The 11,734-nt window shown below is 65.4% G+C and carries 12 protein-coding genes; 10 read left to right on the forward strand and 2 right to left on the reverse strand.

Annotated features, from left to right (window positions below):
* Nucleotides 1-6: 6 nt before the first annotated feature.
* From BMX85_RS06050 to BMX85_RS06080, 7 genes are all read left to right on the forward strand, one after another.
* Nucleotides 7-1,485 (forward strand): sensor histidine kinase, encoded by a 1,479-nt coding sequence (locus BMX85_RS06050; protein WP_090314721.1) that lies wholly within the window; start codon nucleotides 7-9, stop codon nucleotides 1,483-1,485.
* A 144-nt stretch (nucleotides 1,486-1,629) separates the two neighbouring features.
* Complete coding sequence (locus tag BMX85_RS06055; RefSeq protein ID WP_090314722.1) at nucleotides 1,630-1,971, forward strand: ribonuclease E inhibitor RraB; 342 nt, start codon at nucleotides 1,630-1,632, stop codon at nucleotides 1,969-1,971.
* 5 nt (nucleotides 1,972-1,976) lie between these two features.
* A complete protein-coding gene (locus BMX85_RS06060) occupies nucleotides 1,977-2,525 on the forward strand; it encodes a GNAT family N-acetyltransferase (protein WP_090315272.1) in 549 nt (182 codons plus the stop codon).
* 114 nt (nucleotides 2,526-2,639) lie between these two features.
* Complete coding sequence (locus BMX85_RS06065) at nucleotides 2,640-4,058, forward strand: HAMP domain-containing sensor histidine kinase (protein WP_090314723.1); 1,419 nt, start codon at nucleotides 2,640-2,642, stop codon at nucleotides 4,056-4,058.
* Nucleotides 4,059-4,078: 20 nt separating this feature from the next.
* Nucleotides 4,079-4,675: a hypothetical protein gene (locus BMX85_RS06070; RefSeq protein WP_090314724.1), complete on the forward strand. Its 597-nt coding sequence runs from the start codon at nucleotides 4,079-4,081 to the stop codon at nucleotides 4,673-4,675.
* The gene (locus BMX85_RS06075; RefSeq protein WP_307172923.1) at nucleotides 4,672-6,120 is read left to right on the forward strand and encodes a sigma 54-interacting transcriptional regulator; all 1,449 of its coding nucleotides are present in this window, start codon (nucleotides 4,672-4,674) and stop codon (nucleotides 6,118-6,120) included. Before BMX85_RS06070 ends, BMX85_RS06075 begins: the two co-directional genes overlap by 4 nt.
* Before the next feature lie 204 nt (nucleotides 6,121-6,324).
* Nucleotides 6,325-6,657 carry a BON domain-containing protein gene (locus BMX85_RS06080; RefSeq protein WP_090314725.1) on the forward strand — a complete coding sequence of 111 codons (333 nt, stop codon included), beginning with the start codon at nucleotides 6,325-6,327 and terminating at the stop codon, nucleotides 6,655-6,657.
* Between the two features lie 216 nt (nucleotides 6,658-6,873).
* On the opposite strand, the gene BMX85_RS06085 is transcribed toward BMX85_RS06080, so the two are convergent.
* Entirely contained in the window at nucleotides 6,874-8,196 is a 1,323-nt protein-coding gene (locus tag BMX85_RS06085; RefSeq protein ID WP_090314726.1) for a homoserine dehydrogenase, read from the reverse strand.
* 61 nt (nucleotides 8,197-8,257) lie between these two features.
* Nucleotides 8,258-9,490 carry a pyridoxal phosphate-dependent aminotransferase gene (locus BMX85_RS06090; RefSeq protein WP_090314727.1) on the reverse strand — a complete coding sequence of 411 codons (1,233 nt, stop codon included), beginning with the start codon at nucleotides 9,488-9,490 and terminating at the stop codon, nucleotides 8,258-8,260.
* A gap of 205 nt (nucleotides 9,491-9,695) precedes the next feature.
* Here BMX85_RS06090 and BMX85_RS06095 point away from each other — a divergent pair, with 205 nt between their 5' ends.
* From BMX85_RS06095 to BMX85_RS06105, 3 genes are all read left to right on the forward strand, one after another.
* Nucleotides 9,696-10,088: an Mth938-like domain-containing protein gene (locus BMX85_RS06095; RefSeq protein ID WP_090314728.1), complete on the forward strand. Its 393-nt coding sequence runs from the start codon at nucleotides 9,696-9,698 to the stop codon at nucleotides 10,086-10,088.
* A gap of 28 nt (nucleotides 10,089-10,116) precedes the next feature.
* Nucleotides 10,117-11,064: a formyltransferase family protein gene (locus BMX85_RS06100; protein WP_090314730.1), complete on the forward strand. Its 948-nt coding sequence runs from the start codon at nucleotides 10,117-10,119 to the stop codon at nucleotides 11,062-11,064.
* A gap of 82 nt (nucleotides 11,065-11,146) precedes the next feature.
* Nucleotides 11,147-11,635 (forward strand): peroxiredoxin, encoded by a 489-nt coding sequence (locus tag BMX85_RS06105; protein ID WP_090314733.1) that lies wholly within the window; start codon nucleotides 11,147-11,149, stop codon nucleotides 11,633-11,635.
* Nucleotides 11,636-11,734 lie beyond the last annotated feature (99 nt).

Genomic DNA, 11,734 nt, shown 5'->3' on the forward strand with positions numbered 1-11,734 from the left:
GCACCGATGCCGCTCTTGACCAGGCTCGCCAAGCGCTTCGGCCCCGGCGCCACCTTGGGCAGCCTGCGCGGCCAGTTGCTGCGCTGGTTGCTGGGCCCCTTGCTGGCGCTGGTCGCGCTCAACACGGTGTCGGTCTATCGCAACGCGCTGGACGCGGCCGATGTCGCCTACGACCGCTCGCTGCTGGCGTCCACGCGCGCGCTGGCCGAACGCGTCTCCATCGTCGGCGGCAAGGTGGTGGCCGACGTGCCCTACGTGGCGCTCGACAGCTTCGAGACCGACACCCTGGGGCGCATCTTCTACAAGGTCACCGGCATCGACGGCGAGACCGTGTCCGGCTACGGCGACCTGCCGGCGGTGCCGGCCAACGTACCGCGCTCGGAGGCCTATCCGGCGCTGGTGCGCTTCTATCACGCCAACTACAACGGCCAGCCGGTGCGCATCGCCGCGCTGCTGCAACCGGTGTACGACGACTCGATGCGCGGCATCGCGCTGATCCAGGTCGGCGAGACGCTCGAGGCGCGGCGCGGCCTGTCGAACCAGATCCTGTTCGACACCTTGACCTGGCAAGCCTTGCTGCTGCTGGCGCTCGCGCTGCTGGTGTGGTTCGCGGTGCGGCTGGTGCTGCAGCCGCTGATGCGGCTCAAGATCGCGGTCGAAACGCGCAGCTTGAACGATTCGTCCGATGTCGATCCGGCGCTGGTGCACAAGGAGGTGCGGCCGCTGGTGGCGGCGATGAACAGTTCGCGCTCGCGCCTGCAGCTGTTGATCAGCAGCCAGCGCCGCTTCATCGCCGATGCCTCGCACCAGCTGCGCACGCCGCTGACGGTGCTCAAGACGCAGGCCGAACTGGCGCTGCGCGAATGCGACCGGCCCGGCGTGCCGCCCGAGGAGACCAAGGCGGCGCTGCGCCACATCGTCCACGGCATCGCCGCCACCACCGACTCCACCGTCAACCTGGCCAACCGGCTGCTGACCCTGGCGCGCATCGAGCATGGCGGCGACGCCGACGGCGCCGCCGCGCAGGCGGCGCCGGTGTCGCTGCGCGACGGCGCGCGCCAGGTCGGGCTGGAGATGGCGATGGCGGCGGTGGCCAAGAACATCGACCTGTCGCTGGAGGCCGAGCGCGACGGCGTCGTCAGCGGCCAGGCCTTGCTGCTGCACGAAATGATCGCCAACCTGGTCGACAACGCGCTGCGCTACACGCCGGCCGGCGGCCGGGTGGCGCTGCGCGTGGTCGAGCATGACGACGGCGTGGCGCTGGAGGTCGAGGACAGCGGTCCGGGCATCGCCGTGGCCGAGCGCGAGCGCGTGTTCGCGCCGTTCTATCGCGCCGCCGCCACCTTGGAGCGCAACCCCGGCGGCGCCGGCCTTGGCCTGGCCATCGTGCGCGACATCGCCAGCCTGCACGGCGCCGGCATCGCGCTCGACGAAGCGGCCGGCGGCCGGGGCCTGAAAGTGACAGTCACGTTCAATCGCGCTTAACCGTTAAAATACCGGGGTCAGGTCCGACATTCGGACATTTGGCAAAATGGGGGAACTTTTCAGCCATCAAAAAGTTTCAAAATGTCCGAATGTCGGACCTGACCCCGGGGTGGCGTGCCCCGGGTCGCTTGCAGAAAGACACAGATGATCACCAAAGAAGAAATGGTCGAGCTATTCGCCGACATGAAGCAGAACGCCCCGTGGGACAGCAACAAGCCGCTGTTGTGGGGCTACTTTTTCGCCGACCCCGACAAGGCCAAGCTGGAAGCGGTGCAGGCGCCGCTGAAAGCGATGGGTTATCAGATCGTCGGCATCTACGACTCCAAGCCCGACGGCGACGCGCCGGCGCTGTGGTGGTTGCACATCGAAAAGGTCGAGAAGCACACGGTCGACACCCTGCACGCCCGCAACCAGCAGTTCTACCAGTTCGCCGAACAGCACGGCCTGGAATCGTACGACGGCATGGACGTCGGCCCGGCCGCGTGACGCCGATGCCATCGAACATCCTCACCAGCGCGCGCCTGCGGCTGGAGCCGGTGGACGACCGTCACTTCGACGGCTTGCGCGCGATCAGCGGCGATGCCGAGGTGATGCGCTACATCACCGGACGGCCGGAAACGCCGGAGGACACCGCCGCCTTCATCGCCCGCCACAAAATCAAGTGGGCCGAGCTGGGCCACGCATGGTGGGCCTTCATCGCCGCTGACAGCGGCCAGATCGTCGGCACCGGCGCCGTGCAGCATCTGGAACGCGACCCGCGCAACCCGCTGGAACTGGCCTGGCGCCTGCGCGCCGACCAGCAGGGCAAGGGCTACGCCACCGAGGCGGCGCTGGCCATGGCGCGCTTCGCTTTCGAGCGGCTGGGCGCCGGCCAATTGCTCGCGGTCTGCCACCAGGAAAACCTGGCCTCGTCGGCCGTCATGCGGCGCATCGGCATGCGCTTCAGGGGTGTCGAGCGCTGGTACGAGACCGACGTCGCCGTCTTCGAGATGGCGCCCGGCGACCTGGCGCAACACACGGGGCGCCCGCGGGCACCGTAACCGGTTGACGGCGGGCCGCAGCGCGCGCCCGCCGCCCTCGCAATATTTCCAATTAAACACACCTCGGGCGCCGTTTCGCCTATCATTCAGTCATTTCTCCTCTACCGACCAACAATGCTTTCGAAACTCTCGTTTCGCCAGTTACTGCTGGGCGTCTTCCTGTTGATTGCTGTGTTGCTGAGTGCCGCCTCCCTGCACGCGCTGTGGACGCTGGACAGTCTCGCCTTCCACAGCCGCGACAGCGGACACCACGCGCTGGCGCTCACCGAAAACACCCAGCAGCTCGACGAGCGCAGCGTGGCGATGACGCGCAGCGCCCGCCAATACCTGGTGCTGGACGACCCGGCCTTCCGCATGCGCTACGCCGACGCCTGGCGCGAGGCCCGCGCCGCGCTCGACGCCGTCCAGCGCGGCCTGCCGCACGCCCCCAACATCGCCTTCGACACCTGGCGCCAGGCCGGCGAGCAAGCCTGGGACATCCTGCAAATGCCGACCCGCGCGCGCACCAGCGCGCGCCGGCAGGCGCTGGAGAAAGTGCTGGCACTGTTGCCGCGCATAAACGCCCAGCTGGCCGAGGAGGTCAAGCAGGAGGTCGAACTGCGCAATATCGCCCTGTTGACCGAGCTCGACCGGCGGCGCGCCGTGCTCAAGGCGCAAGTGATCGCCTCCATCGTGGTGGCCGCGCTGCTGGCCGGCGGCTTCGGCCTGTGGCTGTCGCGGCCGCTGGCGCAGATCGAATCGGCGATCGACCGGCTCGGCGCCAACCGGTTCGACGAAACCATCGAGGTGCGCGGCCCGGCCGACCTGCAGCGCGTCGGCCAGCAATTGAACTGGCTGCGCCAGCGCCTGTCCAACCTGGAGGAGGACAAGTCCCGGTTCCTGCGCCACATCTCGCACGAACTGAAGACCCCGCTGGCGGCGCTGCGCGAAGGCGTTGCCCTGCTGGAAGATGGCGTGGCCGGCGCGTTATCGCCCAACCAGCGCGAAATCGCCGGTATACTGAATCAAAACACCGTCGCGCTGCAGTCGCAGATCGAAGCGCTGCTGCGCTACAACGAAGCGACGTTCGACGCCCACCACCTGCACCTGGAGCCGACCGACATGGCGGCGCTGCTCGCGCACGCCATCGACAGCCAGCGCCTGCAATGGCAGGCGGCCAAGCTGACCGTCCACACCGAGGGCAAGGCGCGCCCGATCACGGTCGACGCCGAGAAAATGGGCGTGGCGATCGGCAACCTGCTGTCGAACGCCGTGCGCTTCAGTCCCCAGGGCGGCGTGATCGCTTTCAAGCTCGAGGAACGCAACGACCGGCTGCTGATCGACTGCGCCGACCAGGGGCCGGGCGTGGCGCCGAACGACACGGCGCGCATCTTCGAACCGTTTTACCAGGGCCAGCGCCAGCCGCCCGGCGCGCGCCGCGGCAATGGCATCGGCCTGTCGATCGTGCAGGAATACATCTCCGCGCACCATGGCATGTTGCAACTGCTGCCGTCCGACCAGGGCGCCCGTTTCCGAATCGAACTACCTTATTGAAGCCGCCCACGATGGTTAACATGATCCCTTACATAAAACCCGCTTCCTCCCGCGCGCCGGCGCCCCTGCTGTGCGTGCTGCTGTGCCTGGTACTGGCCGCCTGCACCCAGATCCAGCCCAAGCCGGCGCCCGCGCCGGAGCCGCCGCCGCCGCCGGTGGTGGTGGAGCTGGCGCCGCCACCGCCGCCGCTCGACGCGATCGGGCCGCTGCTGAACTATCACCAGTCGCTGCGGCGCATGAGCCAGGGCGAACTGCTCAAGGAGCTCAGCGGCCTGACCCAGCAGCCGCGCAGCCCGCGCCTGTCGATGCAGATGGGCATGGTGCTGATGCTCACGCGCGGCGGCGGCGACCTGGCCCGCGCGCAAACGCTGTTCGACGGCGTCGGCAACTCCAACGACAGCGAAGCGGCCGCTTTCAAACCGCTGGCGCTGGTGCTGTCGAGCAATTGCGCCGAGGCGCGCCGGCTGGCCGAGCATGTCGACCGGCTGGCGGCGCAGCAGAAAGATAGCCAGCGCCGCATCGACCAGCTCAACGACATGGTCGAAGGCTTGAAAAACATCGAGCGCACGCTGCCGGTCCGGCCGGCCGCCAGCGCGCCCCAGGGGATCATCAAGTGAGCGCGGCCGACGAACAGTTGGCCGCCGCCGGCGCCGCCCGCAACCCGGCCGGCAAGGGCGCGCATTTGTTGGTGGTCGACGACGACGCCGACCTGCTGCGCCTGCTGTCGATGCGGCTGACGGCCAACGGCTACCGGGTCACCGGCGTCGGCAGCGCGGAGGCGGCGCTGGCGCGCATGTCGATCGAGCTGCCTCGTCTGGTCATCAGCGACATCCGCCTGCCGGACCGCGACGGCATGTCGCTGTTCCAGGAAATCCGCCACAACTATCCGGCGCTGCCGGTGATCCTGCTGACGGCGCACGGCACCATCCCCGACGCCATCGAGGCGACCACGCTGGGCGCCTACGCCTACCTGACCAAGCCGTTCGACGCCAAGCTGCTGCTGGACCGCATCGCCCAGGCGCTGAGCCTGTCCGCGCCGGCCGCCAGTCCGTCCAACGGCGACGAGGCCTGGCGCGCCGGCCTGATCAGCCGCAGCCAGTGCATGGACGAGCTGCTGGCCGAGGCCCGGCTGGTGGCCGCGTCCGATGCCAGCATCCTGATCCGTGGCGAAAGCGGCACCGGCAAGGAATTGCTGGCCAACGCCATCCACCGCGCCAGCCGCCGCGCCAAGGCGCCCTTCATCGCCGTCAACTGCGGCGCCATTCCGGAGGCGCTGCTCGAATCGGAGCTGTTCGGCCACGTCAAAGGCGCCTACACGGGCGCCGTCAGCAGCCGCGAGGGGCTGGTCCAGGCCGCCGACGGCGGCACCCTGTTCCTCGACGAGATCGGCGATATGCCGCTGTTGCTGCAGGTAAAGCTTTTGCGGGTGCTGCAAGAGCGCGTGGTGCGCCAGCTCGGCTCGGACATCCCCAGGCCGGTCGACGTGCGCATCCTGTCGGCCACCCACCGCGACCTCGACGCGGCGATGCTCGAAGGCCAGTTCCGCGAGGATCTGTATTACCGCCTCAACGTCATCACGCTGACCTTGCCGCCGCTGTCGCAGCGGCGCGAGGACATCACGCCGATGGCGACCCAGTTCCTGCACACGCTGGCCGCCAAGTACGGCAAGACGGTGCGCGGCTACGCCCCGGACGCGCTCGAGGCGCTGACCACGGCCTCGTGGCCGGGCAATGTGCGGCAACTGTATAACGTGGTCGAACACGTGTGCGCGCTGGCGACCGCCCCGCTGATTCCGTTGTCGCTGGTGCAGCGGGCGCTGCGCGTGCCGTCGCTGGAAGTGCTCAGCTACACCGAAGCCAAGCAACGCTTCGAGCGCAATTACCTGGTCCAGCTGCTCAAGCTAACCGACGGCAACGTGGCCGACGCCGCCCGCCTGGCCGAGCGTAACCGGACCGAGTTCTACCGGCTGCTGCAGAAATACGACCTCGACGCCAGCCTGTTCCGCACCGACCCCACCCTTGTCGCCTCCGAGCGACAAGACGATCCCCTTAAAAATCAATGACTTACCGAATGGCGACATAAAGCTGTCGCCATTTCACGACAAAATTCGTGGAATGTGGACGTAAACATCACGATTTGACAATTCTCCAAAAGCAATACTCTGATAAGTCCATGATTTGAAACAGCTTTTTATAGCTGGCACGCTGCTTGCTAAGGATGGGGTACGTCACTGACGTTTTACCCAACTCGAAAAAGGAAGCAAATCATGATGACCACCAATCTGATCGCCCGCCTGATGGTAGCCGCTACCCTCACCGCCGCCGCAGCTACTGGTACCGCCTTCGCCGCGGGTCAGCAAGAAGGTGCTATGGCTGGAGCCGCGAAGACTGGCACCGCCACCAATGACGATGCCATCACCAGCAAGATCAAGGCCTCGCTGGCCGATCAAAAACAAATTGGCGTGACCACCACCGACGGTGTGGTCGTGCTGAGCGGCGCCGTGCCAAGCACTGAAGTGGGCACCAAAGCCATTCAGGTCGCATCGGCCGTTCCCGGCGTTAAAGAAGTAAAAAGCGAACTGACCGTCGCTTCGAAGTAAGCAGCAGCGCAGCAATCGAGCACCCATTGAGCAGTAATGAGTTTCCCGCAGTAAAAACCTTGCAGTAGAAGTATCCGTAGTACCGCAACACCACCCTAGTAACTGACCCTTTTCCGGGTAGCGTGCGTAGACGCTACCCGGACTTTTTTTGCCCAAAGAGTTGCCAGATAATCAACTATAATCGATTAACCGGCCACGCTTGCTCCTTCGTGGTTCTCAGCTCAGGTTTTCCAGACGAATCTTGGTCACGCTGCCGCAGACGGTCGACAGCGCTTCCATCTTGGCGATGGCCGCCGTCACGTTCTTTTCCTGCGTCTGGTGCGTCAGGAAGATGATGTCGGTCCTGGTTTCGCCGTCGGCCGGTTCCTTTTGCAGCATGGCGTCGATCGAAATCGTCGCGTCGGCCAGGATGCGGGTCAGGTCGGCCAGCACGCCGGGCTGGTCGCTGACGTTCATGCGCAGGTAGTAGCTGGTGGTGATTTCCGACATCGGCAAGATTTCGATGTTGGTCATCGCGTTCGGCTGGAACGCCAGGTGCGGCACGCGGTGCTCCGGATCGGCCGTGGCCAGGCGGGTGATGTCGACCAGGTCGGCGATCACGGCCGACGCGGTCGGCTCGGCGCCGGCGCCTTTACCGTAGTACAACGTGGCGCCGACGGCGTCGCCCTGCACCAGCACGGCGTTCATCGCGCCTTCGACGTTGGCGATCAGGCGCTTGCTCGGGATCAGCGTCGGATGCACGCGCAATTCAACGCCCTCGACGCCGTTGACCTTGGCGCGCTTGGCGATGCCCAGCAGCTTGATGCGGTAGCCCAGTTGCTCGGCGTAGCGGATGTCGATCGCGTTGAGCTTGGAGATGCCCTCGACGTGCGCCTTGTCGAACTGCACCGGAATGCCGAAGGCGATGGCCGACATGATGGTGGCCTTGTGCGCCGCGTCGACGCCTTCGATGTCGAAGGTCGGGTCGGCTTCGGCGTAGCCCAGCTCCTGCGCCTGCTTGAGCACGGTGGCGAAGTCCAGGCCCTTGTCGCGCATCTCGGACAGGATGAAGTTGGTGGTGCCGTTGATGATGCCGGCCAGCCAGTCGATGCGGTTGGCGGTCAGGCCTTCGCGCAGCGCCTTGATGATCGGGATGCCGCCGGCCACCGCCGCTTCGAACGCGACCATGACGCCCTTTTCCTGCGCCGCGGCGAAGATTTCGTTGCCGTGCACGGCCAGCAGCGCCTTGTTGGCGGTGACCACGTGCTTGCCGTTGGCGATCGCTTGCAGCACCAGCGCCTTGGCCTGGTCGTAGCCGCCGATCAGCTCGACGACGATGTCGATCTCGGGATCGTTGACGATGTCGAACGGGTCGGCGACGACCTTGACCTTGCCGCCGGTGCGCTCCTTGGCGCGCTCGAGGTTGCGGGCCGAGACGGCCACCACTTCGATGCCGCGGCCGGCGCGGCGGCGGATTTCTTCCTGGTTGCGTTCCAACACGTTGAACGTTCCGGAGCCGACGTTGCCGACGCCTAACAAGCCTACTTTGATGGGTTTCATAGTTTCGTTTCTATTGATCTGCGGTTCGGTGGAGCGTGGAGGCTGGCTGCAACGCGACGCCCTAGCAGCTGGCGCCGTGGCGTTTGCGGTAGCCTTCCATGAATTTGGCGATACGGCCAAAGGCCTCCGTCATATCGTCCGAGTTCGGCAGGAACACGACGCGGAAGTGATCCGGCGCGATCCAGTTGAAGCCGCTGCCCTGGACGATGAGCACTTTTGTTTCTGCCAGCAATTCGTAGGCGAACTGCTGGTCGTCCGCAATCGGATAGATTTTCGGATCGAGGCGCGGGAACATGTACAGCGCCGCTTTCGGCTTGACACAAGTGACGCCCGGAATATCGGTCAGCAGCTTGTAGGCCAGATCGCGTTGCTTCAACAGGCGCCCGCCCGGTCCCACCAGGTCTTGTATCGACTGGTAGCCGCCGAGCGCAGTCTGGATCGCAAACTGCCCCGGTGCGTTGGCGCACAAGCGCATCGAGGCCAGCATGTTGAGGCCCTCGATATAGTCTTTCGCATGGGATTTCTCGCCCGACACCACCATCCAGCCGGAGCGGTAGCCGCAGGCGCGGTAATTCTTCGACAGGCCGTTGAAGGTGACGAACAGCACGTCGTCGGCCAGCGAGGCGATCGAGACGTGCTCGGCCTCGTCGTACAGCACCTTGTCGTAGATTTCGTCGGCGTAGATGATCAACTGGTGCTGGCGCGCCAGTTCGATGATCTGCTGCAGCAGCTCGACCGGGTACAGCGCGCCGGTCGGGTTGTTCGGGTTGATGACGACAATAGCGCGCGTGTTCGAGTTGATTTTGCGGCGGATGTCATCGATGTCCGGGAACCAGTCCTGCTGCTCGTCGCAGATGTAGTGCACCGGCGTGCCGCCCGACAGGCTGACGGCGGCGGTCCACAGCGGATAGTCGGGCGCCGGCACCAGCACCTCGTCGCCGGTGTTGAGCAGCGCGTTCATCGACATGACGATCAGCTCGGACGCGCCATTGCCCAGGTAAATGTCGTCGATCGACACGCCGGCGATGTTCTTGCCCTGCGTGTAGTGCATGACCGCCTTGCGCGGCGCGAACATCCCTTTGGAATCGGTGTAGCCGGCGGCGTTGGACAGGTTGATCTTCATGTCCTGGACGATCTCGTCCGGAGGGTCGAAACCGAACACGGCGAGGTTGCCAATATTCAACTTCGTGATCTTGTGGCCTTCTTCCTCCATTTGCCGGGCTTTTTCCGGCACCGGCCCGCGGATCTCGTAGCAGACTTCCGCCAGTTTGTTCGATTTATTAATCGGTCGCAAAATAAAATCCTGTGTTGGTGAGGCAAACCGCTGTGGCCTGCCAAAAACGCGCTGGCGGCCTGTGCTGCAATGCGAAAAGGACCATTCTGCCGAAAGCCACCCGTTTAATCAACCTCTGGCGGGGCTAAACGGCGAAGCGCCCCTTGAAAAAGGCTACAATGCCACTAATACCAGTAAGACAAGCCACCAAACAGCCGATATCACCATGAAGCTCCACGCAAGCGACACCAAAAAGTACCAAACCGTCACCGGCTACGATGAAACCGGCGTCGAGATCAACGCCCAGCGCTACAACTACAGCCTGATCGTCTTGCCCGAATCGGAGCCGCGCGCCTGGCCGGCGCCGACCTTCGAAGCGCTCACCGCCGAACATTTCGACATCATCGGCGCCGATGCGCCCGACGTCGTCATCCTCGGCACCGGCGCCCGGCAGCGCTTCATCCATCCGCGCCTGACGGCCGCGCTGACGATGCGCCGCATCGGCGTCGAATGCATGGACAGCCAGGCCGCCTGCCGCACCTACAACATCCTGATGGGCGAAGGCCGCAAGGTGACGCTGGCGCTGATCATCGACACCACCGCCAAGGCGGACGCCTGAGCCGGCCGACGGCACAAGGCGCACGGCCATGAACGACGCCGACGACGATGCGGACGAGCCCGAGCGCCGCCAACGCGCGGTCGTCTTCGCGCACGGCCAGCTGGGCGTGCGCTGCCTGAAGGTGCTGCTGGCCGGCGGCGTCGACGTCGCGCTGGTGCTCACCCACGCCGGCGACCCGGGCCAAGACGACGAACCGGTGCGCGCCCTGTGCCGCGAAGAACGCCTGCGCTGCATCACCACCGACGGCGCCGCGTCCCCGGGGCTGCTGGAACAAATCCGCGCCACACGGCCGGACCTGCTGTTCAGCTTTGACTATCGCCGCACGCTGTCGCCGCAGCTGCTCGCGCTCGCCCCCGCCTATAACATGCACGCCTCGCTGCTGCCGGAATTCGCGGGCGGCGCGCCGATCGAGCGGGCGGTGCTGCACGACGCCGTCGTCACCGGCGCCAGCCTGCACGAGTTGACCGGGGAACCGGGCGCCGGCGCCATCGTCTCGCAGGTGGAGGTGCCGATCCTGCCCGACGACACCGCGTTCGACGTGGCCGTCAAGGTCGTCGTGGCGGCCGAGCAGACCTTGTGGCGGGTGCTGCCTTCGCTGCTTGACGGCAGCGCGCCGCGCCTGCGCAACGACGCCGCGGCGGACGGCGGCTTCGACCCGCGCCCGCCCGGGGACGGCCGCATCGACTGGCGCCAGCCGGCGCGGCAGGTCTACAATCTGCACCGCGCCGCCGCGCCGCCCTACCCCGGCGCCTTCACCGACATCGCCGGCGTGCGTTACGTGATCGAGCGCGCCCGCCTGTCCGGCAATTTCGGCAATGTCGTCGCGCTCGGTTTGCCAGCGGGCTTGACCGTAGTGGATAATTGCATCTTCGGCGTGTGCGGCGACGGCCGCATGCTGACGATTTCCCGCCTGACCGCCGATGGCGCGCCCATCACGGCCGAGCAACTGCAAGCCCGCCTGCGGACGCGGCCATAGGCCATGCCCACGGTCAAGCCGACGGGCCAAGATTTACTTTGCGCGCCGTCTTGAAGGGTGAGAACCCGCCCTCATATTGTCGATGTCCATCTCCAGGAGAAAACCAGTGGCTGATAGCCAACCCGTAGTCAACGACTTTTCCGCCCCCATGACGAGCGGCCAGACTTTCCAGCTGTCGGGCCGGCCAGCGCGTCACACCGTGCTGTTTTTTTACCCGAAAGACAATACCCCCGGCTGCACCACCGAGAACATGGCGTTCCGCGACCTGTACGAGCAATTCCAGGCCGCCGGCACCGAAATCTACGGCATCAGCCGCGATTCGCTGCGCTCGCACGAAGGCTTCAAAGCCAAGCTGGGCCTGCCTTTCGAGCTCATTTCCGACGCCGACGAAGCGGTGTGCTTGCAGTTCAACGTCATGAAAATGAAGCAAATGTACGGCAAGACCGTCCGTGGCGTCGAGCGCAGCACGTTTGTCATTGACGCTAGCGGTCAATTGGTGAAAGAATGGAGAGGCGTGAAGGTAGCGGGTCACGTCGATGAAGTGCTGGAATTTGTGGCGCGTCAGGCTTAACAGGTTTGCGCGTTGCCTTTCAGAGTTGCTCAACCGTAGCAGAATCATGCGCATCCAGCCATTTTGTTAACCATTTTGAGTCATCACTGTCACTCTTCC

Origin of the sequence: Duganella sp. CF517 (genome assembly GCF_900110275.1) — a bacterium.
Lineage (GTDB): Bacteria > Pseudomonadota > Gammaproteobacteria > Burkholderiales > Burkholderiaceae_D > Rugamonas.